This is a genomic window from Solibacillus sp. NPDC093137 (assembly GCF_050280445.1).
In the GTDB taxonomy this organism is placed as follows: Bacteria; Bacillota; Bacilli; order Bacillales_A; family Planococcaceae; genus Solibacillus; species Solibacillus isronensis_B.
Map to the genome: position 1 here is coordinate 39,609 of NZ_JBNNVH010000009.1, position 24,846 is coordinate 64,454.

A 24,846-nucleotide genomic window follows, 5' to 3' on the forward strand; every position below is an offset into this window, starting at 1 on the left:
TAATTCAATCGCTATATATATTATGAAAACGTTGTGAAGAAGGTTAAAAAGAGGCATTTTATAATGAAGAGCAAACAACTTTAAAAATCGGGGGGGGCTGTACTTAAAAATTAATACAAAATAAAAAACCAATCCCATGCAGCTTTCGCTTTGTGGGATTGGTTTGGAATTAGTATAATTTCCAAGAAAAATATTGGTTAATCCTCAATAGGTTTTGGTGCGGGTGTAGTCACATTTGTTGGAATAACAACATGATCTGCAGTACCGTCTGAATTTTTCGCCTGAATTATATTACCAAAGTTATCGACAGTAAAGAAGTAGATTTTTTGTCCGCCACCAAATACATTTGTTGTATTGGAAGGTAATGTTAAATCCCAAATTCTGCTTCCGTCACGAGCTTCGTCCATAATATTTGTTCCAGCTATAGTCATACCTGTTATTTTTGTACCACGTTGTGCAGCTCTTCTTGCATCTTCAAAGGTTGGTGGAGTAGATGCATTACTATTCATTACTGCATAATAGAAGCGTTGTCCATTTTTAACTGGGATACTTGATTCTACTCTAATTTGAACAAAGTATTTTCCATAGTTCGTGACTTCTTTAATATTAACTGCAAGTGCTTCAGTCGGGTAAATATACTTACCAATCTTGGAAATATCGAATCGATTATGTCCTTTATAATCATATACATCAACCGAGTCATCCATTGTAACTGTTATTGTTTTATTAGCAGTTGTAACATCTTTTGCTTTAATTACTAAAGCAGATTGATTTGTTGTAGCTGGAGTTCCTTCAGTATAAGAAACAAAATCAAAATCAGCTTCTGATATACCGTCTCCTGTAATATTTAAAATTCCTTTCCAGTTGGAAGAATTTAAACTACTCTTATTAAAATTATTTACCGTATTTTGGCGCATTATTGTTTCATTGAATGTAATAGTAAATTTCAATTGATCAGCATCACTCGAATCTAACTTTTCTCTATAAATTAACGCTTCGTTCTCCGCTAAAACATACTCTTGATCGATCGGTTTAACCACATCATTTCGAGTAGAATCAATAATATGCGGTTTCACACCATCTGTATAAAAATTCTCAACAATTAGTTCGCCATTTGGTTGATCTGAAGAGGTTAACGGTTTGTCCTCATCTACTTTTCGAACAGTAAAGTTTCCGTATGCATCTTCCACACCGATTAAAAAATTGTATTCCATATGTGGGTCAAGGTTTTCAATTGTTACTGTAGGGTTTCCAACCTCATATTCTTTCGAAATATATTTTCCTGCTTTACTTCCAAAATCTTTAAAGTACTGCAAACGTGCAGCATTATTATAAGTATTAATATCATCAATAATATTTATATCTCTACGTACCGTATCTAGTTTGCCACTACCCGTATTGAAATAACTTTCTCCAGAAGAGTCTTTATTCCAAATATAATTGTTGTTATTTGGCGGCAAATCCTTCTTATATTTTGGAATTGCAGCAACATGAATTGTACCGCTTTCATCAGCATTAAATGTTATTAAAGCTGTTTTATTTTTATAACTATCATCACCTGTCACAGGTGGTTGAACTTTATAATTCGATGTTAAAGGTGGTTTCGTATCAGTAATTAATGTCTTTTGATCCCATACTGAGATTTTTCCTGAACGATCCTTCAGCAAAATATAAATGGCGTAATCTTTAAATTCACTAACTCCACTTGGTCTTGAAATAGGCGGTAACTTAATTTTACCTACTTCTGCCGGTCCTGAACCTTTAGCTAAATAATCATTTAAGCCGTTTGATTGAAATGCCCCTGTTACTGTTCCAGAATCAAACTCATCGACAAAATCGCGTGGTGTAATATTAGAATTTTTATCAAAATATCCCTTCTCTAATATCATGTAATAGTAAGTACCAGCTTTATTAGTCGTTACATCAATTAAAAATTTGTTGTCTGTTGGTGAAGCTTCAACTTTATCGATCTTTAATTTTGGCGCTAATGCGTCAGTATGGTTATAAACCGCATAGTTACGTGGCGGGTTTCCTCCTGGAGCTGTTAGTGCACTTTCAAATTCATTTTCCGCTAAGTCTTTTACTCCTGGCAATATCGTCGCACGAATTGTATCCCCATTTACTAACGCTGTAACAGATGGAATTTTAATACGAATACGTTTATTCAAGTAAACTACTTCACTTGGTTTGATTTCCTTTTGACCTGTAATGTTGACAATACCGGTTCCTGATAATACGTAGTTATTAACATTTTCAGCACTTGCTTTATCTAACTCTTCACTGACTGAAATGTAAAAATAACCTTCATTTGAATTAGATGAACTTGCAGGCATTAATTCTGAATTAATAACATACGGATAAGTCGTATCCGGTGCTTCTGTCTTCAACGTAATCTTCGGTGCAGGGTTGCGCATTTTATTGCCCGATTTATCAACCATCACCGCATAAATTTCATACTCTGTATTTGGCTTAATATCACCAATCGCCGGAGTTGCACCATATTTAGTTTCGGTAATGACGATATCATCAGGTTTTGTAATAGTCCCTTTTCCTGTATAGCGCTTCATAATTTCATCGACAGTCGGATCCGGCATCGTAACTGGAGACTTTTCACGAATATAATAGTAGTATTCGCCCGGCTCGGTAATTCCCTTAATGACAAATTGCACGCGCTTTCCGCCGTACATCGTTTTGCCTTTATCGAGGCGGAATGTCGGTGGTCGGTTATCGATTGTCGAGAATTCCTGTTCCTCCTTCTCCGAAACATTGTCCGCATCATCAATGACAATCGCATAAATCACATAGTCCGTCATCGTTTCCAGGCCGGATACCGTAAATTTCACAGGCTCGTCCATTACGAGGGGCCCATTTCCGTTGTATTTTGTACCACCTGTTTTAATCTCGCTGATTGTTGGCGCTTTTTCATTGGCCTTTTTAATGACATAGTAGTACGTTCCATCTTCATCGGCTGTTAATGTCACATCGGCTGTTGATCCGCCGGCTGCCACATCCAGTTGTGTAATGGTTGGAGACGTAACGTCAGTAACAATGGTATTTTCCACCGGATCACGATCAACCGCTTTTCCGTTTTCATCCTCTACATAGCCAATGTTCGGGTCATCCGTTTTATAATCGTCAAACACATCATTTACGGTTTTATTGTTCGGAATGATCGCTTTAGAAATATAGGCATGTGTGCCAAGATTCGTAAAGCCGTTGCTTGATGTAATGTAATAATAATCATATGTGCTGTCTGTATTCAGGTGCACATTTTTCAATGTGTTTTTATACATGTATTGAATATCATGAACGCCATAAATAGAAACATTGTAGTCCGTATCGATATACATCGCGTTCGGGCTTGCATACAGTTCCACATTTGCTACATTTCCTTGTACTGTCAGGCGGTCGATATCATAGTTAGCCTTTAAAAATGTACGGTCAGCAGTTACATACAATTGACGAATATCCGCGTTTTCAAAGTCCACGTACTTCTTAACGTTTGCCATACGTTCTGTGTATTTTTGCAGGTGCTCCGGTTTTGTCGGGTCCGGCTTGTTCTGTAAATTCTCGTTTTCACTAGGGTTGAGGAAATCTTCATTTTTCGGATCTGTAGGTGTTCCCCAATCGATAAACGATGCGAAGTTTCCTATACTTGCAATACGCACATTCTCTAGTGCACCAAGCGAACGTCTTGGTGCTTCCGCAACTTCTACACGTCCGGTAAAATTAATATTTTTGAAGCGCACATAGCTTCCATGAACGACAAGCTCCCCTGCAAACGAAGAATAGCCCCCATCAAGCGCCAGTAAACGTGAGGAAGTTCCGCTCGCATTGATCGTCAGCTTCGAAATGTTTTGAAGGGTCTTTCCTGAATAGCTTCCTTCAATGTAAGCACCTTTTAATACATTTTGATTTCCCGCATTAATAATACTGCGTAAATGGGATGCCACCGTGTACGCGACACCGTTTATGTATATTTGATTCCCTACAATATCCCCGACTGTATAAACAGGATTGCCGCGGTCCGCTTTTTCTGCACGCCAAATAAATGTCGCCATCTGCCCGCGTGTTACGGTATTAAAAGGATCAAATGAAACAGGGGTTTTTCCTTTTGTAACATTCAGATCGTAAAGTGTCTGTATGAAATGCGCATTGGCATTTTTATTTGAAACGTCCTTGAAACCGTGATTAAGTTTTGTAGAAATGCCAAACTTGAAGCCAAGCGTTATAATTTTTGCCATTTGTCCGCGTGTAATCGGCTCTTTTGGTTTAAAGGTTTTATCTGAATAGCCATTAATGACACCCGCCTCTGCCAATGCGGCGATGTAACGGTAGTTCGGGTTATTCACCGTCACGTCTTTAAAGCCGGGGTTTTTTGGATTTGTTATATTTACATCAATCGTCAGTGCCAGCATTTTTGCGGCATCTTCACGAGTAATTGCTGCATTTGGTTTAAATGTACCGTTTGAATAGCCTGTTGCAATTTTACGGTTGGCTAAATCAATAATCGGTTCATAATAATCCGCATTTGGATTTAAATCACTGAAAGAATAGGCATTTGCCTGGTGGGGCATTGCGACTAGCACACCACTTGTCGCCAAAACCGTTGCAACCGCTGCCTTTGAAAGTTTTTGTGCTTTTTTCGAGTCCATGTTAGAAAATCCCTCCCTTTTGAAATGTCGTAACATGTTCAATCTAGTAAAAACTTCTGTTGTTTATATCGGCTAACGGTGCGCAAAACTGTATGAAATTTATGGAGTTTTTCATTTTAATTCTGGATTTTTAAATTTGGACAAAAAAAGGAACGACATTGCTCCGACCTTGAAAGTCATAAAGCAAAATCGTTCTATAAATAAATAGCCAACCATCCATACTTTACCCTAGCTAAAAACTTTCTAATCTTTAATAGGGTTTCTATACTTAGTTAATATTCACTAAAATTACATTTTATTCCTTACCGTGATTATTTTTTTCAAAAAATAGATAGCAAACTACGTCTGGTTGTTTTTCCTATATTTCTGCACAATTTGCTTATTTTCGCACTATAATTTTCAGAGTATTTAAAATATAATAGATAATAGAGAATTAGAAAATAAGGGGACTCTTTTTCTTATATTTACATTTTATTAAAATTGTTGGCATATTTAGCTTTTTAAAGCTCTCATTTTGGGTTGGTTCTACTTTTCACTCAGAACTTTCCACTTTGTCATCAATACTTTCTACTTTTACTTAATTTGATTCAACTTTTACGCCAAAAGTATCTACTTTCCGGCAAAGGGTTTCTACTTTCCACACTTAACATTCAATATTTCTTACAAAAACAACTGTTCAACACATAAGGGGGATGGGTATGACTATTTTAAATGGGTTAAAAGTTTTGGATTTTTCTTCTCTATTGCCTGGACCGCTTGCGTCCATGATGTTTGCGGATCTCGGGGCAGATGTGATTCATGTGGAGTCAGAGCGCCGTGTTGATTTAATGCGGATTATGCCGCCGTATGATGAGGACAAGGAATCTTACTTCCATCAGCATTTAAACCGTTCAAAAAAATCTTTGCAGCTAAATTTAAAGTCTGCGGAGAGCATTGAAATTATTAAAAAGCTTATACAAGATTACGACATTGTCATTGAAGGGTTCCGTCCTGGTGTGATGAAGCGCCTAGGAATCGACTATGAAACATTGCGCGAATACAATCCGCGCCTCATTTACTGTGCAATTACAGGCTATGGGCAAACCGGACCATATGCAACGCGGCCAGGCCATGATAATAACTACTTATCAATTGGCGGAGTGCTCAATCATTCCCGTTTAAAGGATAAAAAACCTGTGGCTATGGGCATTCAAATAGCGGATATTGCAGGCGGGACAATGCATGCTGCTATCGGAATTTTAGCGGCTGCTCTTCACCGTGAAAAAACCGGTGAAGGGAAATTTATCGATGTTTCGATGACCGATGCGATGTTTTCGATGAATGCTTTATATGGGACGCAATATCTCGGAAGCGGCCGTCCACCTCAGCCGGAAGATGAAATTTTAAATGGTGGAACATTTTATGATTACTACCGGACGAAAGACGGTCGTTACTTTTCAGTCGGTAGCCTGGAGCCACAATTCCGCAAACTCCTATGTGAAGCGCTTGGCATTCCGGAACTGATCGACAGCACATTTAATGACTCCTACTATACACAGCAACGTTTTAAAGAAGCAGTTACTGATGCGTTTTGCTCGAAAACATTTGATCAATGGCTTGAAATTTTCAATGAAGATTTCCATGGATGTGTGGAGCCGGTTCTTACATTTGACGAAGCTTGCGAACACCCGCAAATCAAAGCACGGAATATGCTTGTAGATGTTCAGAAACCGGACGGATCCTCGCAGCGCCAAATTGGAACAGCCTTGAAAATAAGCGGTGTTGAACCGACTTACAAACATGTCGGGGCAAAAATAGGTGAACATACCGAGGAAATTTTAACTGCTTACGGCTATACAAAAGAGCAAATTGAACAGCTAACAAACGATGGCGTATTACAATAAAACAAAGGTGAAGCATGCATCGGCATTGCTTCACCTTTTCATTATTAGCATAGTACAACACGGCGCTCAATAAACTGGCGCAAATATTGGAAATGATGCGGTATGAGCAAATATTTCTTATAGACTGCCAATAGTTTCTCCACTATCAGGTCTTCTTCTGCCCAAAATAGTATTTTCAACAAATTGCAAATATGCTGTGATGTCATTTCTGCTATACAAAAATAATCGCTGTTTTTGTTTAAATATTGCTGTTGCCAAATAATAATCGATTCCCGGATATTTTGTGGCGAACCATCAACGAATAGTGCAATATCGCGTTGAACAGTTGCCTCGATCATATGCAGAATCATTTCCGTTTCATCGGTATGAAGGAGCTGAAATATGGCTGCACATGACGCAAGCTCATAATTTTTCAACAGCTCTATCCCAAGCTCAAACTGCTCTTCTTTAACAACACTATTAATCAGTTCATAAAAGACATGCTCCAAGTAGTTTTTCCGGTAATCTTTCACAAGTGTATCGGGCTGCGGGTTCATGCTGCTCAATACATCCGCATATTCAACAACAAGTTCAATCGCATGATTATTTATCCGCTCTTCCTCAATTAAATACATTCCTTGAAGTAAAATACTCCGATAATCTCTTTTATAAACCGCTTCCTGGAACAACATATAGCCAAGCAGTGTTTGCTCTTTCGTATTCAATGCAAACTTTCCGGTAGACCAATTTTCAAGTAATGCCTGAATGCATTTTCGAAGCTTTAGCATATGGCGTCGCCCGCTTGTAAAATGTGTGCGGACATTTAATAGGTGCAGCTGCTTTACTTCATCTGATTTAGGATTTTCATAATCAATCTTTTTTACGAGCTTATGGATAATTGTCGCAATCCGATTTGCCGTCAATTGACCGGCTAGCAAAGCTTTAAAATCTTTCATTATTTCAACAGGTCTCGTAATCTTCATTAAAGGGACCTGTAAAAACAGTGAATAAATCTTTTTTGCCCCAATTATGTTCCAGTACTTCTCATTTGTACTGTAAATTGGCTGCACCAAAAAAAGATTGTTCACTTTGTACACATAAATCTTCTTAAGCTCTGTTTGTATATGTGTTACTGGGACCGGCTTTGAAAAAATATATTCAATCAGCTGGTCAAATGTCACTTCCCCCTGTGTATTTAAAAATGAAAATAACACTTTTCTGTTTTGCTGCTTGGCAAAAAACTGCTCCATTTTTTCATTCACTATATTCGTCTCATTAACTGAATTATTAATAAATAATTCTAATCTTCCCCAATAGTTTTTGATTAACTGAAAGCAAAACTTCTCTGCACGCTCCTGCTCCAACAAAAATTCATTGCTTTGTATAGGTGCGCCCCAAATCGCAGTTTGTTTTACAAATAGAAACTTTTCTTCCAAAGCTTGCTCTAGCTTTTCCCCTGTTTGTCCGTTCGTCTGTTGAAAGAGCTGCTCATCAAATGAAAGCAACAACGAAGATCCCTCCATTTTTCCCACCTTATTTCTATACAAAAATATACCAAAAAATAAATGTGTATGTAACATTTTTAATTTTTTAACTTTCATTCAAGCTGATTCAACAAAAAAAAGCATATCGTTTCATTTGCAGCAATTTGTATGAAATATTGCTTAAAACATACGTACTGACAATAGAAATCGATATGCATCATAATTATTCGTTATGCAAAATAGAGGTCACGATAATTTTTGATGGATTGGCCTGCACTGGTTTGCTTTTTGTTGCACGGTCATAAAAAACGAACAGCATCTTTCCTTCCAAATCTTTCTGATCCACGCGCTTTCCAGTCAAATCGACTATTTCTGTTTTTTCACTGACATGGAGTTTAAGCTTCAGCTGATCACAGTAAAGTTGCCGGTCAAATGCACCGACACATACTTCGCCATCTTTATCAAACTGATCAAAAATGATCAATAGTGGTGTTGTATGCGGCGGGGAAACCATCGGCAAAGGATTTCTGGAATCAATAAAGGCAATAATTTTCGCCTTAACAGGAATGGCAGATGCCCCAATTTGGTACCCGTCCTTTGTCATTAAAGGCGTTTTTGATGTAATTTGGAATATGACTTTCTTATTGCCGTCTTTTTCACTTATTGCTTCAATAATACCAATACCTGACTGAACGCTAATCGAGATGACAAGAGCTTCTATCTTCTTGATCAATGGCTGCATCGCTTCATCCCCTCTACTTTTCTAGTAATTTCCTATTTCCCAAAAAATAAAGAACAAAAACTTATCTAATTAACTATGATATTACTGCTTTTAACAATTGATCAACTGTATTCAGTCATATTGACGCTTAACTGTTTTAAACAGTCGTGCTTTTTTCAAAAGTGTTTTTGGCATTTGAACTGTAGCAGTCACAACACCCGGATGTCTTCCTATTTCAATTCCACCGGTAATGGTTGCACGGTTTCTCACTTCTTCCACTGTCAGTTCAAATAACTTTGCCGTGCGCTCGAGTGCATTTTCTGTAGCCACATTTAAGTTAATCCCTGTTCCTACAATCGATAACGGGAAACTTTCCTCAACCTGCTTCACACCAAATTCCTCTGCCAAATCACGAGCAATGCGCTTTTCTTCTTTCGTAAAAGGTTTTGCGGTATAAGGCAAATCTTCAACATTCGGCAGCAAGATAGGACCGTCCAAATTTACTTTTTTCAGTACACTTACCTGTAGCTGTACAATACCCGATACATCAGTCGTATGTCCGGCAATTTCACCATCGCCCTGCATTGCATGCATATCCCCTACATATACACCCCCACCAGGAACCTTTACAGGACAAATGACAACTGCCCCTTCGCGCACACGGTTAATATCCATATGTCCATCTGTACGGTGGATATTCAGCTCGTCTTCGGTCATTGTAAATTCATGTGGCGCTCCAATTAGAAATGTTCCGAAATCACCAGCATTATGAGAATCCGGCATCGCTTTTGACGGCGTTGTCCCAAGCTGTCCAACAAACGGACGCATTCTTGCTAGTACCCCGATCAGGTCACTCGGCGCGAATGAAGTAATCGGATTTTGAATCGAATTTTCCGGAGTTCTCATATAATTTTTGCTGTCTTGGGCAATCCGGCGAGCAGCTTCTTTTCCGACCGTCAATCCGACATTCCCTTTTGAATTAAATGCCATCGTATAGCCGTTGGAAATTTTAAATGGTGTTGTATCCGTCCCGCATGTCATACATTTTACCGACTCCTGACCGATTCCTTGTACAATTGTCGGCGGATGTAGCTTCCCGCACCCCGGACATTTCACCTTTACGAAAGGATCCCCGATAAAGCGTTCATTTTGTGCTTCGTCTGTTCCCGAAGAAGTCGCAATCGATGTAACTTGAATCGATTTAATTTGAATAACGATTGCATCCCCGACTTCCGCCCCTTCCACATATACGGGCTTTGTTACTTCGTGCCCCCCGCGAATCGTCGGTGTAATCATTGGGCCCCAACAACCAGGTGCTGTATTGGCAATGATTGTACCCCCATTTTTTAAAGGTCCTAACATTGGTGCATTCGGATTTAACACACCATCTGTAAATTCATTGACGAAAATTGTTTCGGCAGCCTGAATAACTGGTTTATCCCGGTATACCGACTCTCCTGTTAATTGTCCATTCACTGTTGTTAGTTCATTTACCATTAGAACCCCTCTTTTCCTTCAATTTTAAGTAAATTCAGTAAATTCAAAAGCTATCTTCATTATACAAACTTTTTACACTATAAGTTGGATTTGACTCCTTATAAAAGCAAAACTTTTATCTATCTTATATAATGTGAACAACTAGTAGATTATGCAAAAGTGGAATGGGAGGATGACTCTTTTATGAATCAAAATAAGACGGAAATCCTTTGGCGTGAGGAAAAATACAATGTGATGTTTTATAGCCAAAATCATTACAATGTAATTCGTCAGGCGATGAAAAATAAAGCCTCTTATGAAGAAATTTCAGCGCTGATCGAACAGGCATTAAGCTTAACACCAACAAAAGGCAGCATGCGCAATGCTTGCCAACATATGTGGGGTTATTTTAAAAAGGTTGCAACCGAAGAAGAGAAAAAACAGTATGAACAATTGATACAAACAACAAACTTCAGTGAACTATTAACCTTTTTAAAAGGACTGGCTGAGAAATACGAAGTAACGTATTTATTGGAAAGCCGGGTATTGAAGCGTTAAAAAAGAAAGAGAATCAATGAGGACAAAAAATCCCCTTAAATGTTTTAAGGGGATTACCATTTAATATTTATAGGACTGCCCGCCGTCGATTGGAATAACCGCTGCGTTAATGAAGTCCGCTTCGTTAGATAGCAGGAATGCTACTAAATAACCGACTTCTTCCGGCTTACCGAAACGTCTCATCGGATTTGGCTTTACAAACTCCTTGCCGACTTCCTCCCAGTTATCGCCACCCATTTGGCGCAGTGACCCTTCTACCATTGGCGTCATAATCGCACCCGGGGCAATTGCTTTAATCGAAATTCCGTATTGGCCGTATTCAATCGCCGAGTTACGCGTTAACCCGACAACACCATGTTTACTAGCCGCATAGCCTGACTGGTTTCCGACACCGCGGATTCCGCCAACCGAAGCTGTATTGACAATCGAGCCGTATCCTTGCTCCTTCATCACTTTCAGCACATATTTCATACCATAGAAGACACCGTTCAAATTGACGGATATAACTTTATGAAATTCCTCAATATCGTAATCTCCAGTTAAGTTTTGCTTCCCTTCAATTCCCGCATTGTTAAAGAAACCATCAATTTTGCTGAATTTCTCAACCGTTTGATTCACAAAATTTTCAACTTCACTTTCTGTAGCTACGTTTGCTGTCACTAACAATGTTTCAGCATTTGGTGCTACTTCAAGCACTTTTTTCTTCGTTTCATCCAGTCCTGCCTGATTTAAATCAACGAGTACAAGCTTTGCGCCTTCCTTTGCAAGCTGCAATGTGGCAGCTTGTCCTAATCCAGAACCTGCACCGGTAACAATTATAACTTTTCCTTCAAAACGATTCATGAGTTGTCCTCCTTTGTAATGAAAAGCTCACCATCAGCATACAGTATTTTCTGTTTGAGTAAAATTTATAGCCCCTAAAAAATTTATTATTTCGAAAACTCATAAATTATTTTAAAATAATATTAATCATAGAGGTTCTGCATCACAAAATAAGGCATGGACCCGATATCAATTCGGATCCATGCCTATTAAAATTCTTTTCCTAATTAAAAAGCTCAAATAGTAAGGCTGTTCGTTTATTGAATTCATCCAAATTGATAGCGGCATCTACTGCTTCACGAACTTTCCTTTCTTGTTCTGCGTATTTCGCTGCAAATTGTTTTGCATCTGCCATCGTCGCTTTGTACTTTTCTACGATTGCTTCTATATTCTTTTCCTCTACTTCTGTCGGATGACAATGCTGGGCAATATCGAAAATTTCATCACCAGGGCGATTTCCATCAGGGAAATACACGTGCGGCTCCGTACTGTCAAAAATACAGAATTTCAATTCAGGTATAATGACCATATCGATCGAATTGGAATCCAGTCCGCACCAAACGAGTTGTACATCAAAGCCTCTGCTTATCGCTTCATTGGCTAATTTCTTCATCATCGAAGATTTTCCTGTTCCGGGATACCCTTTAATAAATAATCTCTTTTCAAGGTTTTGCGTAATGCTTTGTACTGTGTCCTGCGCTCCTGTTGGGGTTAATGTTCCGAGTAAGCGATGTGTAAGCTGGCCGGATTTCTGCCGATTCGTTTCGCCAAACAGTTCGTTCGTCAACTCCGCAAACTGCTGATCCAACCCGCTCCATTCCATTTGCCTTCTCGTTTCCACTTCCCAGTCATCATGAATCTGAATAGCATTGGAAAGCTTGGCAAAGCACTGCTCATAGTAGGCTTGTTTCGATTCGTTTACCGAAGTCAAATTTTCACTCAATGCAATGTGTTGTTCATTCAAACAGTCATAAAGGGAAATGACATGATCCCGTACCCCTGGCAGTACCGGTTCTATTGACGGGTTTGTCGCTTGAACAATTAATATACGATGAGGGGCTTGAATATAAACTGCTTCGACCGTATTTTCAAATAAAGGATCATAGAAAAACTCAATGTGTGCACCTTTTTCATAGTAGTGCGACCCGATTTTCTGCAGCAACTCCGAAACTCTGAAACCGTGCGCTCCTTTTAGTAAATACACAGCTTGCGCTTCATCCATCAGCTCTTTATAAATATTTTTAATGCCCTGCCCTGTCATTGCCTGGCCGAAGAAATGTTTAATTGTCGTGCTAATAATGTCATCCTTCCATAACCTTGTTAACTTTATTTTTATGTTAACCAGCTAAAAAAGTTGCCATATACTGTTTTGTTCATTACATTTTCTATTTACGCCTTGGCAGATCCGAAAAACAGTTTACGAACCTGGATAATAACTAACGGCACTAACGATAATCCATAAATCATTAAATATTGGCTACTCGTCAAATCGGCTACCTCGAATAACCCGTTGATCAGGACAAAATTCAATATTGTAAACCCGAGTAAAAAGGCAATCCAAACTGCCAAATTCGAGAAAATTCCGATTTTAAAAATGGAATCTTCCGAACGGCAATTGAACCCATGCAGTAGTCTTGATAAACATAATGTTGCAAACGCCATTGTTGTCGCAACTGCTGTATCACCTGTCGATAAGCCTACTTGAAAGGCGATGATTGTGACTGCCGCAATAATTACTCCTTCAAATCCTACTTGGGATACGAATTTTTTATTTAGCAGTGACTCATTTATATTCCGCGGTTTTTCCTTCATCAGTTTCTTATTATGCGGTTCTAAACCAATCGCAATTGCTGGCAGGCTATCCGTCAATAAGTTGATAAACAATAGATGGATCGGCAGAAACGGAGCCGGTAATGCGAAAAGCGTTGCATATAAAACAACGAAGATCGCCCCTGCATTTCCGGATAACAGGAATTTAATCGCATTTTTTATATTGGCATAAATACTTCGTCCGTTGGAAATCGATTTGACGATTGTTAAAAAATTATCGTCGGTTAAAATCATTGCTGACGCATCTTTAGCCACTTCAGTTCCTGTTTTCCCCATTGCCACACCAATTTCAGCCTGTTTTAGTGCCGGGGCGTCATTTACCCCATCCCCCGTCATTGCAACAACATGTCCTTTTTCTTGCCAAGCCTTTACAATACGGATTTTGTGCTCTGGAGATACACGAGCATAGACAGAGAAGCTTTCCACCTTATTTTTCAATTCCCGATCCGAAAGCTTTTCAATGTCCTTTCCTTCAATTGCTTCATCAGGACTTTTTAATATACCGAGCTGTTTCGCGATCGCGATTGCCGTAATTTTGTGGTCCCCTGTAATCATGACAGGTTTAATGCCCGCATCCATACAGTCTGCAACTGCCTGTGCCGATTCATCGCGCGGAGGGTCCATCATCGCGATTAGCCCGACAAATGTTAAGCCTTGCTCGTCCTTTTTACTTATATTAGAAGAAAAGACTTCTTTATACGTAATGGCAATTACCCGTAATCCGGCATTCGAAAATGCGGTATTCGCCTGATTAATCTTTTCTAGCTGCTCGTTCGTAATAATCGAACTGCTGCTTGAATCGACGCGACTAATACGGGGAAGAAGCTCGTCCACTGCCCCTTTAGTAATCATGACATTACGGTTCCCCATACGGTGAACAGTACTCATCAATTTTCGAGTGGAATCGAAAGGAATCTCTCCTACACGCGGATGAAGCCCGCGTATCAGTTGCTCACTCATTTCAAATTCATGTCCTAACTTTACAAGTGCAAGTTCTGTTGGATCTCCTATTGTTTTATCCCTTAGCATCATAGAATCATTGCAAAGAATCGCAAAATCAAGCAGTTTTTTATGACTCGGGTTGGTCGGCTCCAGCTCGTTGGAGGAGAAGAACTGCTCGCCCGTATAAACTTCCTGAACCGTCATTTTGTTTTGTGTCAGCGTCCCGGTTTTGTCTGTACAAATAATCGAAACACTTCCCAAACTTTCTACTGCCGGCAATTTGCGGATAATCGCATTTTCCTTTGCCATATTTTGAGTCCCTACTGCCAGTACAATCGTTACAATCGAACTTAACGCTTCAGGAATTGCCGCGACCGCCAATGAAACTGCAAACATAAAGGAATCAATCAGCTCACGCCCCCGAATAATATCCAAAGCAAAAATTACGATACAAATCAGGATAATTCCAATGGCAAGACGTTTTCCGAATTTATCAAGATTGATTTGCAAAGGTGTTTTTTTCTCTTTCGCATTATCGATCAACTTAGCAATTTTTCCGATTTCCGTATTCATACCGATTGAAGTAACTGCTACTGCCCCACGACCATTTGTCACAAAGCTGCCGGAGTACACCATGTTTTTTCTGTCTCCTAGTGCAAGCTCTGTTTCAACAATTGTATTGGCTACTTTATCGACCGCCAAAGATTCGCCTGTTAATGAACTTTCATTTATTTGCAAACTATGACTTTCGACTACTCGTCCATCCGCACTAATAGAATCGCCCGCTTCCAAAATGAGCAGATCCCCTACTATTACATTTCTAGATGGTATTTCAATAATTTCCCCGTTACGTTTAACTTTTGAAACGGGTGCCGCCATTTCCTTTAAACTGTTCAATGATTTTTCAGCTCGGGCATGCTGAACCGTTCCGAGAATGGCATTTAATATAATGACGATTAAAATGACAATGGAACTGTCCATATCTCCAAGGAAGATTGAAACAATTGCCGCAACAATTAAAATGAGCACTAAAAAATCCTGAAACTGCTCGAAGAAAACTTCGAAAATATTTTTCTGCTTTCCTTCTTTTAATTCGTTATAGCCGTACTTTTTCTGGCGGCCGCGGACTTCGTAATCAGTTAATCCATACTGCGTCACATCTAACTTTTTCATTACTTCTTGTACAGATGCTTGGTAATATTCTGTTACTTTCATTTAAAGCCTCCTTCAAGTCATTTGATTGGTGCAAATAACTATTTTGAGCAATCCTATTTAAAATAGAAGAACTCTCCCAAAACACTGTATGATAGTTTTAGTATGAAAATGAAAACTTCCCAACAAAAATCTCATAAAACTTAGCTCTGTTTTATACAAAAAAAAACGTTAATCTAAAAATTAAGATTAACGTTTAAAATGGGTTATTTATTTATAAAATAAAAAAACGCTATTTAAATGAGTCCCTTCTAGCTTTGGCTGCTTTTCTTTCTCTGATTTGTTCTTCCAATTGGGCAATGGCTGTTCTGCGACGCGCATTTTTTTCTTCAATATTTTCCAGTTCATCAGGAAGAGCAAACTCTTTACTAATTTCAGCCTCGTGTATATTTTCTTTTGTATTGTTAATCATTTTTCCTAAACTTATCGCATTTTCCGATCCTTTGTTGAAAACATCATGTCTGTCGTTTTTCATCATGATTCCTCCTTTTCGATGATAAGTTTAGTTTGTTTTGCTTCACTTTATTTATTCCAACATAATATTTCTTTATTTCGTCACAGATGTCATATTATTGTTATACAAATACAATAAAAAATTTTCAAAAAGCACTAAAAACACCTTTAAACCCTTGATACGAAAGGTTTTGCTATATAATCAGCTATTTTACATGTTATTTACATATTCATTAAAATGGCGTTTTGCTAATAATTATGCGCTATAGTATGGATAAGTTCAAAACAAGTAGTGAGCCTTCATCATGATTCCACCTTTGCAGAAAGTCATAGCTGCTAGCATGAATGAACGCATAACTATACATAATTAATTTGAACAAATTTGACTAACCACCTCTTTGCCGATTACGTCACAGCGTAATTGTATCCAAACGTTGGATATCCACCTGAGGTTTTAACTTCATTTAGCGAGTGTTTATAACACACACTTTAAACAAATATAAACACTTCCTCCAGCCATCTTGCAACCTTTTATATAGGTGGGAAGATGCTACTAAAAGAAGTTAAGCAGCAAAAAGCTCCAGCTATTTCCCAATAGTAGCTGGAGCTTTTGATGTTTTATCTTTTTTTACCATAGCGTTTTGGTGCCTGCATAATCGCATCCCACACGCCGCTAAATGGCGGTGCATAAGCTAAATCCAAGTCCAACAGTTCCTCGAAGGTCATTTTATTGTAAAGCGCTGTCGCAAATACATCAATCCGTTTATCGACCCCGTGCTTTCCTACTATTTGGAGACCAACGAGCTTGCGGCTTTGCTGTTCGACAAGCATTCGAAGCTTCATCGGCTGGACATTCGGATAGTAGCTTGCAATATCATTCACTTCCATTACATACGCTTCTACAAGTGCATTTAAACGATCTGCAGCCTGATTATTTAATCCTGTCATGCCTATATGCAGATCAAAAAACTTTAAGATGGATGTTCCGACAATTCCAGCGAACTTCTGATTAAAGCCAGCAATATTCAACCCGGCAATTCGCCCCTGTTTGTTTGCTGTCGTCCCAAGCGGTAAATAATCGTCCTTCTGGTTTACACGGTTAAAATGAGATGCACAGTCCCCTGCCGAATACACATTAGCAATCGAAGTCTCCATTTTTTCATTGACGATAAGTGCTCCATTTTCCAGCTTGGCAAAACCTTGTGCAAAATGTGTATTTGGACGGACTCCTGTCGCGACGATGACAAGGTCTGTTTTATGCACACCACTGTTTGTCCGAACTGCCTCCACAAATTCTGTTCCTTCGTAGCCTATCGTATCTTCATTTAATAAAACTTCCACACCATTTTTGACTGCTTCCTCATAAATAATATCGGTCAGCTGCTCATCAAGAATCGACATTAATGTGCTTCCCCGTTGAATGAGACGCACATCCAGACCGCGCTCCCGTATTGTTTCAACAACTTCAAGACCAATATAACCTCCACCGATGACCGTAACGTGCTTCACATTCGGCAACTGTTCCATCAGTTCATTCATTTGTGGAATTGTTTTTACTGTATGAATCCCTTTTAAATGAGCATTTTCGATTTTCGGCATTGTTGGTGATGCTCCTGTTGCGATGAGCAGTTTATCGTATATAAATTCGAATGGCTCCTTGCTGTTTACATCAATACCACTCACTTTTTGGAGTTTTGTATCAACTGCTGTCACTTCATGGAAAATGCGTGCATCAATTCCGTATTTCGAGCGGAACTCCTCCACATCCCTTGCAATCAAATCTTCTGCATGAGGAACTTTTCCATTAATTACGTAGGGCAATCCGCATTGTCCATAAGAATAAACTTCGCCTTTTTCTAATACGACAACGTGGGCGGCCTTATTATTACGCACAATTTCCATTGCTGCACTCATTCCTGCCGCGTCTCCGCCTATAATTACAACTTTCATATTTGATCCACTCCTCAATACACTTTTCTCTTTCTTAATAAAATGCCACCGAAAATTATTTCTATTAATAGCATATCATTCCTTGCTGTTTTGTAATCCTATGTATTCCCAAATTATGTTACACTAACTATCAGAAAAATCCCATATTTCTTTCGTCCGGCATACACCGGACGAAAGAAATAAAGCCTCCGGCGGATGTCATGGATTCGATAAGGACATCTTTGCACCGGGGCGCAAAGCCGAATCCAGACGCAATTACGCCAAGGCATAATTGATAAAAAAAGGAGAATCTTTAATGACTAAAACAACGATTGGCATTATCGGTACTGGTGTTGTCGGTGAACGCATTATTAACCAGGCACTGCAAAACGAACATTATGAAATTGCCGCAATATTTGATACGAATGAAGCACGTACAGCACAATTGGCGGCTAAATATAATGTACCCACAACGAATGATTTACAAGCGCTATTAAATTTAAAACCGGATTGGGTTTACATCGGCACACCACCTGTCAGTCATGCAACACTTGCTGCAGAAATTGCAAAGCACAAATTACATATTCTCTCGGAAAAACCGCTTGCCCATGATGCAGCAGACGGAGAAATAATGGTTCGTATCGCAAATGAATCCAATGTTCAAACAGCGATGCATTTTCCGTTAATGTACGGTGCGGCAGTCCATCAGCTGAAACAAGAGCTTGCAAAAGATATGGGTGACATTACCCGTATTGAACTGCATACGTATTTCCCTGAATGGCCGCGTAAATGGCAGCAAAATCCTTGGATTGCTTCACGTAAGCAAGGTGGCTTTATTCGGGAGATTTTCCCGCATTATTTGCAATTAACACACCATTTATTCGGTGATGTTGAAATTTTGGCGCATGAAACAGCTTACCCTGAAGATCAAGCACTTTGTGAAGTCGGGGTATCTGCTTTAGCGAAAACAGCAAACGGCATCCCGATGGTCATTAACGGGCTTGCAGGTATCGGACAGGAAGAGCGCATCGACTTTAAAATTTTCGGAACAGAAAAAGTTGTAACATTACGAAACTGGTCTAATGTCTACACAAGCAAAGCCTATGAGCCGGAAGTGGAGATTACCCCTGCCGAAGCCCCTGAAACAATGCTTGATGCATGTCGAAAAGTCCTTTTAGGCGAAGAAGCATTTGTCGTACCATTCGAGGAAGGCTTAAAAGTGCAGCGTTGGATTGATGAACTGTTAAAGTAATATGATTTCGAAGCTGTTTGGAAAGCCTAATCCCCCTTTCCAAACAGCTTTTTATTTCGGAATCTGAAATATTTAAATTGTAATGAACCTCCTTCTGTACTAAAATAGTCGTAATATTCGTTTTATTGGGCCATTAGATTCAAAGGGGGATTTTTTTTGGACTTTTTACATTATCCATTTCCAAGTAAGCGTAATACAGTCATCGCCAATCGTGGAATGGTCGCAACATCCCAGCCGCTCGCAGCACAGGCGGGACTGGATATTTTAAAAAAAGGCGGCAATGCAGTCGATGCAGCAATCGCGACAGCAGCAGCACTTACTGTTGTTGAGCCTACATCAAACGGAATCGGCGGAGATGCATTTGCCCTCGTCTGGATGAAAGATGAACTTTACGGGTTAAACGCTTCTGGTCCTTCTGCCAAGTCGATTTCCAAAGAAGCATTAACAGAGCGAGGATTAGATTATATACCGATGCATGGAGTTATCCCCGTTACTGTTCCAGGGGCACCATCAGCATGGGTAGCCTTATCAAAGCGATTTGGGAAATTGCCGTTAAGCGAAGTATTAGCCCCTGCCATCTCCTATGCAGAAGAAGGATATCCGATTTCCGTAACACTCGGACAATACTGGCAATCGGCTTATAAAAAGTATAAAAAGAATTTCACATCCGAAGAATTCCAACATTGGTTTGAAACATTTTCAATCGATGGACGGATGCCGGAAATTGGCGAAGTATGGAACTCTCCAGCACACGGAGATACGTTGCGTAAAATCGCCAAAACAAATGGCGAGGCTTTCTACAAGGGCGAAATCGCAGATAAAATTGATGCCTTCATGAAAAAACATAACGGCTTTATTTCAAAGGAAGATTTGGCAAGCTATGAACCTGAATGGGTAAACCCGATTAAAGTGCATTACAAGGGCTATGACGTATGGGAAATTCCGCCGAATGGACAGGGTATTGTTGCACAGATGGCGCTGAACATTTATCAGCATGCCGAGTCAAAATGGCAGGATGCACAAACATTACATAATCAGATTGAAGCGATGAAGCTAGCATATACGGACGGTAAGGCGTTTGTCACAGAATCAAATGACATGCCGGTCGATGTCGATACACTTTTATCAAACACTTACGGAGAGTCACGCTTTGCTGAAATCAGTGAGACAGCAATTGATCCAAAACCTTTCGAGATTCCAAAAGGCGGTACGGTGTATTTGGCAACAGCTGATGCGGACGGCAATATGGTGTCGTATATCCAAAGTAACTATATGGGCTTCGGTTCAGGCATTGTCATTCCGGAAACAGGTATAGCGCTTCAAAACCGGGGCTATGATTTCTCACTGGATGAAACACATCCAAACTTCTTAAAGCCTGGAAAACGAACATTCAATACAATTATCCCAGGATTTTTGACAAAGGATGATGAAGCGGTCGGTCCATTTGGCGTAATGGGTGGATATATGCAGCCTCAAGGGCATTTCCAGGTCGTTACATCCACAATCGACTTCGCACTCAACCCGCAAGCAGCACTTGATATGCCCAGATGGCAATGGATCGGTGAAAAGCGCGTCGAAGTCGAGCCGCACTTCCCTAGTTATTTAGTGCATGCATTGCAACGTAAAGGCCACGACATCCGAGTTGCAGTCGACGGCGGCAGTTTCGGACGCGGTCAAATTATATGGCGGGACCAGAAGACAGGCGTGCTGTATGGTGGAACAGAGCCACGTACAGATGGCGCAATTGCCGCTTGGTAAGTAGTTTTTACAACAAAACAGGAGTATCCCGTTGAAGTAATTTTGCGGGATACTCCTATTTATATTTTTTCATTTTTTACTATCTTAATGTATGATTAAACTGCAAAAACTGCAGTGGCAACAAGAGGTTGCTGCCTTACGCACCTATAACTATCTTTACTTTACCCGTACATTTCATCAATACTGAAAACAAGGAAGGGGATGACTCACATGATTTTTAGTGAACGATTAAAAAAAGAGCGAGAAAAAAGAGGTTGGTCACAAGCGGATCTTGCCGAAAAAATCCATGTTAGTCGCCAATCCGTTTCTAAATGGGAAACCGGGAAGAACTATCCGAGTATTGAAGTAATCATTGATATGAGTGATTTGTTTGGCATCACAATTGATGAAATGTTGAGGAGTGATGGTGAATTGAAAGAAAAAGTAATTCGTGATAGTAAGAAATTGGCGTATCCAAAATGGAAAGCGTTCTTTGATAGCGTATTTTTAATAGGTGCATTTTTATTGGTTGCAAAACTGATTATTATGGGTTTAAATCATTTTGCTGGTATGGATGTTATTATTCCTGAAGGCTTACCAAAAATCCTATCAAACTTCTTGCCGCTAGCTTTAATGGTAATCGGCGGGATTGGTGCAGACCAGTTAAAAACAAAATATATTGAATAAAAAAAGGTAGCGCATTCGCTACCTTTTTTATACCGATTATTCAGCTTCTGTTTCACTTGAATCAGCATATAATTCCTCTTTGCAAAACTCCAATATCATCGCTTCTTCGTCTTCTTCCAATGCAAAATCCAAAAACTCATTATTAGATTTATCAATAATAAAATAGTTCACGATGCGTACATTGTCGTCAATTACCCCTACAATCACACGAATCTCTAATCCTGCAGCGGAATACAGTTCATCTTCCTCATCCACTTCTACATCTAATAAAAACTCATAACGCTTACCTTCAATAATCTTTGTCGGATCTAAAATTTCTTCTATTGAAAATTGCGTAATATTCATATTCATGCTCCTTCCGGGAAATGCTTCTATTTTATCATAAACGAAAATTGCCCCGCGTCAAATAACAATCATTATTTACACCGTGACAGCAACGTTTTCATATGACAAACTAGAAACTAAGGAGTGATGGACTTTGAAAAATCTATTTTATTACGAAGATGCAATGATGAAGGAATTTACGGCACAAGTTGTGAAAACAGGTAAAGACGACACAGGAAATTTCATTGTACTAAACAATACGGCATTTTATCCTACTGGTGGCGGGCAACCCCACGATACGGGCTGGATTAATGAATTGGAAATTATCGATGTTGAGAAAGTTGATGAGGAAATTCGTCATTATATGGCAGCCGATGTGTCGAATATTTCCGGGGAAATATCCGGGAAACTTCATTGGTCGCGCCGATTCGACCATATGCAACAACATGCGGGACAACATATTTTAACAGCAGCCTTTGTGGAATTATTCGATATGGTGACAGTGAGCTTCCACTTAGGGACAGAGCTTGTCACAATCGATTTAAATGTTGGCGAAGTATCGGAAGATCAGCTGGCAGCAGTGGAAAAACGGGCTAATGAAATTATTTTGGAAAACCGTCCTATTGAAACTAAGTGGGTGACAAAAGAAGAATTAGCACAATATAACTTACGGAAAGATGTAAAAGTCGACGAAGATATTCGTTTAGTTATTATCCCTGACTATGACTACAATGGCTGTGGTGGTACACATCCCACTTCTACCGGACAAGTAGGCTTATTGAAAATTTTAGCTACAGAAAAAATGAAGAAGCAGATTCGTGTACACTTCGTCTGCGGCAATCGCGTGTTACAGCAGCTGGCTATGCGTAAACAGGTTTTAAGCGATGTGGCACGCCAATTGAGCGCACCGGAAGAAGAAGCTGCTGATGCGTTGCGTAAATTCGCAAAAACAGCAAAGCAAACAGAGAAGAATTTAACGGAAGCACAAGATGCCCTTCTTGAATTCGAAGCAAAAGAATTAGCAAACGAAACAGTTGCTGCAGCGACATTTGAAAACCGCTCGATTCAAAGCCTGCAGAAGCTGGCGCGTTTTATTACACAGCAAAATGGTGAGGCAATCGCACTGCTCGTTGCCAATAATGAAGACAAGCTACAATTTGTTGCGGCACGCGGCAGTGAGCAAACAAAATCGATGAAAGATATTTCTGCAACTGCTTTACCGCTCATTAATGGTAAAGGCGGCGGAAATGATGCACTTGTCCAAGGCGGCGGTGAAAAAACCATTTCAGCTGAAGCGCTGATTGAGGCAATGAAAGAAGCAGTTCGATAAAGTGAAACTTCAATCCGTGGGGGTTTTCCCCACGGATTGTTAGTTGAACCAATCGGGCTTTTACGGGTAGTTGATCTCCCGCCTATTTCTTTGCCCTGCCTAAACCTGGAGGTTGGAGTCTTACTACCCGTTAATGCGGGATAAATGAAAAAGAAGCTAATGATGGGTTGAGCCATTCATTAGCTTCTCTTATTTTATCCTGCACGCAGTCCATTCATCCCACGGCGAACATTTGTTATATCGGTATAACCTAGCTTTACGAGTTCCTTGCACGCTTTATTACTGCGCGCACCACTTTGGCAAATGACAACAACAGGACGATCTTTCGGCAAATCTCCTAAATACGTTCCAAGCGGACGATTAATAAACTGAGGAATATGGGCCTCTTTATATTCTTTTTCCGTCCGGACATCCACAAATACATATTTCTCGTCTTCCAGTAAAGGCTGCAGTTCTTTTGTAGTAATATATTTCACGCCTTTTTTCGGCATAAAACGCACAATCATTGCAATAATTCCCACCATTGCAAGTAGTGTAATAATCCCTTCCATTTGCATACTCCTAAAATCTATTTTCACTTATTTTACGATAATCTGCATAAGCTTACGAATATTTTGCGCTGTGAGAACGGGAATTCCGCCCTTTATTGAAGGTCTGGAAATATATTAGAACTTTTTGCAGTTTATTAGAAAACCTACAGCATATATTAGAAAACTACTAACTAGCTTTCCTTTTTCAACTCAACGACATAAATTTCAGGCAGATTAAAGACCCGGTAAGGAAACAGGCTGTTCCCCAAGCCCCGATTTACAATCATTTCCGTATCCTGCTGTTCATAAATACCTGCTGTGTATGTTGGCATGAAACCTTGAGTTGGCGCAAAAAGTCCGCCGATAAATGGCAGACGAATTTGACCACCATGTGCATGTCCTGTTAACACTAGGTCAATATCCTTTTCAACATATGTTTCAAACACCTCAGGACGGTGCGACAGTAGCACTTTAAATGCATCTGGATTCATATTGTACAGTGCTTCATCGATCGACTGTCCCACTTCTTTCCCCATTAACGGGTCCTCAATACCCGCAATGACAATGTGCTCTCCGTTTCGCTCCAACTGTACCGCATCATTCGGTAACACATGGACACCCAGCTCATTTAAAGCCGCATAAATTTCATCTGTTAAATTCAATGCAACCTCGTGATTGCCAAGAACATAGTAAACATCCGCAATATCGACTAATTGGCGCACAGCCTGCAAGCTGTTTTCCAAGTCATAGCGGCGACTATCCACTAAGTCACCCGTTATGAAAATAGCATCCGGTTTGGTAGCCCGCACTTTTTCCACTAACCTTGACTGATTTTCCCCGAATGTCGCATCATGCAAATCGGTAACTTGGGTAATCCGGTAACCATCAAAGCTTTCCGGAACTTTCTCTGATTCATGTACATAATCGGTTGTTACAAGCCAATTATTATTTATATATAAAAATAGATAGACAACACCTATAAAAATGATTAATTTCAATAACTTTTTCAATTTATTCGCTCAATTCATTGTGAGTTTTAAGC

Annotated in this window: 18 protein-coding genes; 6 read left to right on the plus strand and 12 right to left on the minus strand. The window is 39.6% G+C overall.

Going from position 1 to position 24,846, the window contains the following annotated elements:
• Nucleotides 1-197: 197 nt before the first annotated feature.
• Complete coding sequence (locus ACQKN3_RS19110; protein WP_427714081.1) at nucleotides 198-4,655, minus strand: S-layer homology domain-containing protein; 4,458 nt, start codon at nucleotides 4,653-4,655, stop codon at nucleotides 198-200.
• 698 nt (nucleotides 4,656-5,353) lie between these two features.
• Between ACQKN3_RS19110 and ACQKN3_RS19115 the strand changes: the two genes are divergently transcribed.
• Nucleotides 5,354-6,538: a CaiB/BaiF CoA transferase family protein gene (locus ACQKN3_RS19115; protein ID WP_427714083.1), complete on the plus strand. Its 1,185-nt coding sequence runs from the start codon at nucleotides 5,354-5,356 to the stop codon at nucleotides 6,536-6,538.
• Between the two features lie 44 nt (nucleotides 6,539-6,582).
• On the opposite strand, the gene ACQKN3_RS19120 is transcribed toward ACQKN3_RS19115, so the two are convergent.
• The 3 genes from ACQKN3_RS19120 to ACQKN3_RS19130 form a co-directional block, all read right to left on the minus strand.
• Nucleotides 6,583-8,025, minus strand: a complete 1,443-nt coding sequence (locus ACQKN3_RS19120) for a Fe-S-cluster redox enzyme (protein WP_427714085.1) — start codon at nucleotides 8,023-8,025, stop codon at nucleotides 6,583-6,585.
• Between the two features lie 199 nt (nucleotides 8,026-8,224).
• On the minus strand, nucleotides 8,225-8,743 hold the full coding sequence (locus ACQKN3_RS19125; protein WP_079523257.1) for a hypothetical protein: 519 nt from the start codon (nucleotides 8,741-8,743) through the stop codon (nucleotides 8,225-8,227).
• A 111-nt stretch (nucleotides 8,744-8,854) separates the two neighbouring features.
• Nucleotides 8,855-10,150 (minus strand): acetamidase/formamidase family protein, encoded by a 1,296-nt coding sequence (locus ACQKN3_RS19130; protein WP_427714160.1) that lies wholly within the window; start codon nucleotides 10,148-10,150, stop codon nucleotides 8,855-8,857.
• Nucleotides 10,151-10,402: 252 nt separating this feature from the next.
• On the opposite strand from ACQKN3_RS19130, the gene ACQKN3_RS19135 reads away from it, so the two are divergent.
• The gene (locus tag ACQKN3_RS19135; RefSeq protein WP_427714088.1) at nucleotides 10,403-10,756 is read left to right on the plus strand and encodes a YbgA family protein; all 354 of its coding nucleotides are present in this window, start codon (nucleotides 10,403-10,405) and stop codon (nucleotides 10,754-10,756) included.
• Nucleotides 10,757-10,816: 60 nt separating this feature from the next.
• On the opposite strand, the gene ACQKN3_RS19140 is transcribed toward ACQKN3_RS19135, so the two are convergent.
• The 5 genes from ACQKN3_RS19140 to ACQKN3_RS19160 all read right to left on the minus strand — a co-directional run bounded on the left by ACQKN3_RS19140 (nucleotide 10,817) and on the right by ACQKN3_RS19160 (nucleotide 17,965).
• Entirely contained in the window at nucleotides 10,817-11,599 is a 783-nt protein-coding gene (locus tag ACQKN3_RS19140) for an SDR family oxidoreductase (RefSeq protein WP_427714091.1), read from the minus strand.
• A gap of 202 nt (nucleotides 11,600-11,801) precedes the next feature.
• Nucleotides 11,802-12,839, minus strand: coding sequence for a nucleotide kinase (locus tag ACQKN3_RS19145; protein ID WP_427714094.1), 1,038 nt, complete (start codon nucleotides 12,837-12,839; stop codon nucleotides 11,802-11,804).
• A gap of 128 nt (nucleotides 12,840-12,967) precedes the next feature.
• The gene (locus ACQKN3_RS19150; RefSeq protein ID WP_427714096.1) at nucleotides 12,968-15,565 is read right to left on the minus strand and encodes a cation-translocating P-type ATPase; all 2,598 of its coding nucleotides are present in this window, start codon (nucleotides 15,563-15,565) and stop codon (nucleotides 12,968-12,970) included.
• A 229-nt stretch (nucleotides 15,566-15,794) separates the two neighbouring features.
• A complete protein-coding gene (locus ACQKN3_RS19155; RefSeq protein ID WP_251691408.1) occupies nucleotides 15,795-16,037 on the minus strand; it encodes a spore protein Tlp in 243 nt (80 codons plus the stop codon).
• Nucleotides 16,038-16,633: 596 nt separating this feature from the next.
• The gene (locus ACQKN3_RS19160; protein ID WP_427714098.1) at nucleotides 16,634-17,965 is read right to left on the minus strand and encodes an FAD-dependent oxidoreductase; all 1,332 of its coding nucleotides are present in this window, start codon (nucleotides 17,963-17,965) and stop codon (nucleotides 16,634-16,636) included.
• 295 nt (nucleotides 17,966-18,260) lie between these two features.
• On the opposite strand from ACQKN3_RS19160, the gene ACQKN3_RS19165 reads away from it, so the two are divergent.
• The 3 genes from ACQKN3_RS19165 to ACQKN3_RS19175 all read left to right on the plus strand — a co-directional run bounded on the left by ACQKN3_RS19165 (nucleotide 18,261) and on the right by ACQKN3_RS19175 (nucleotide 21,620).
• Nucleotides 18,261-19,196 carry a Gfo/Idh/MocA family protein gene (locus ACQKN3_RS19165; RefSeq protein ID WP_427714101.1) on the plus strand — a complete coding sequence of 312 codons (936 nt, stop codon included), beginning with the start codon at nucleotides 18,261-18,263 and terminating at the stop codon, nucleotides 19,194-19,196.
• 156 nt (nucleotides 19,197-19,352) lie between these two features.
• A complete protein-coding gene (locus ACQKN3_RS19170; RefSeq protein ID WP_251691402.1) occupies nucleotides 19,353-20,954 on the plus strand; it encodes a gamma-glutamyltransferase family protein in 1,602 nt (533 codons plus the stop codon).
• Between the two features lie 210 nt (nucleotides 20,955-21,164).
• Nucleotides 21,165-21,620, plus strand: a complete 456-nt coding sequence (locus ACQKN3_RS19175) for a helix-turn-helix domain-containing protein (RefSeq protein WP_427714103.1) — start codon at nucleotides 21,165-21,167, stop codon at nucleotides 21,618-21,620.
• Between the two features lie 36 nt (nucleotides 21,621-21,656).
• Here the strand turns inward: ACQKN3_RS19175 and ACQKN3_RS19180 are convergent, their stop codons facing one another.
• The gene (locus ACQKN3_RS19180) at nucleotides 21,657-21,965 is read right to left on the minus strand and encodes a DUF6509 family protein (RefSeq protein WP_251691398.1); all 309 of its coding nucleotides are present in this window, start codon (nucleotides 21,963-21,965) and stop codon (nucleotides 21,657-21,659) included.
• Between the two features lie 133 nt (nucleotides 21,966-22,098).
• Between ACQKN3_RS19180 and ACQKN3_RS19185 the strand changes: the two genes are divergently transcribed.
• Nucleotides 22,099-23,274, plus strand: coding sequence for an alanyl-tRNA editing protein (locus ACQKN3_RS19185; protein WP_427714107.1), 1,176 nt, complete (start codon nucleotides 22,099-22,101; stop codon nucleotides 23,272-23,274).
• 194 nt (nucleotides 23,275-23,468) lie between these two features.
• On the opposite strand, the gene ACQKN3_RS19190 is transcribed toward ACQKN3_RS19185, so the two are convergent.
• Nucleotides 23,469-23,825: a rhodanese-like domain-containing protein gene (locus tag ACQKN3_RS19190; RefSeq protein ID WP_251691388.1), complete on the minus strand. Its 357-nt coding sequence runs from the start codon at nucleotides 23,823-23,825 to the stop codon at nucleotides 23,469-23,471.
• Between the two features lie 170 nt (nucleotides 23,826-23,995).
• Nucleotides 23,996-24,814: a metallophosphoesterase gene (locus ACQKN3_RS19195; RefSeq protein ID WP_251691386.1), complete on the minus strand. Its 819-nt coding sequence runs from the start codon at nucleotides 24,812-24,814 to the stop codon at nucleotides 23,996-23,998.
• Nucleotides 24,815-24,846: the final 32 nt, after the last annotated feature.

Coding starts and splice junctions, on each gene's coding strand:
- ACQKN3_RS19110 (WP_427714081.1), bottom strand. CDS start 4,655: ATGGACTCGAAAAAAGCACAAAAACTTTCAAAGGCAGCGGTTGCAACG.
- ACQKN3_RS19115 (WP_427714083.1), top strand. CDS start 5,354: ATGACTATTTTAAATGGGTTAAAAGTTTTGGATTTTTCTTCTCTATTG.
- ACQKN3_RS19125 (WP_079523257.1), bottom strand. CDS start 8,743: ATGCAGCCATTGATCAAGAAGATAGAAGCTCTTGTCATCTCGATTAGC.
- ACQKN3_RS19135 (WP_427714088.1), top strand. CDS start 10,403: ATGAATCAAAATAAGACGGAAATCCTTTGGCGTGAGGAAAAATACAAT.
- ACQKN3_RS19140 (WP_427714091.1), bottom strand. CDS start 11,599: ATGAATCGTTTTGAAGGAAAAGTTATAATTGTTACCGGTGCAGGTTCT.
- ACQKN3_RS19145 (WP_427714094.1), bottom strand. CDS start 12,839: ATGACAGGGCAGGGCATTAAAAATATTTATAAAGAGCTGATGGATGAA.
- ACQKN3_RS19150 (WP_427714096.1), bottom strand. CDS start 15,565: ATGAAAGTAACAGAATATTACCAAGCATCTGTACAAGAAGTAATGAAA.
- ACQKN3_RS19155 (WP_251691408.1), bottom strand. CDS start 16,037: ATGAAAAACGACAGACATGATGTTTTCAACAAAGGATCGGAAAATGCG.
- ACQKN3_RS19160 (WP_427714098.1), bottom strand. CDS start 17,965: ATGAAAGTTGTAATTATAGGCGGAGACGCGGCAGGAATGAGTGCAGCA.
- ACQKN3_RS19165 (WP_427714101.1), top strand. CDS start 18,261: ATGACTAAAACAACGATTGGCATTATCGGTACTGGTGTTGTCGGTGAA.
- ACQKN3_RS19175 (WP_427714103.1), top strand. CDS start 21,165: ATGATTTTTAGTGAACGATTAAAAAAAGAGCGAGAAAAAAGAGGTTGG.
- ACQKN3_RS19180 (WP_251691398.1), bottom strand. CDS start 21,965: ATGAATATTACGCAATTTTCAATAGAAGAAATTTTAGATCCGACAAAG.
- ACQKN3_RS19190 (WP_251691388.1), bottom strand. CDS start 23,825: ATGGAAGGGATTATTACACTACTTGCAATGGTGGGAATTATTGCAATG.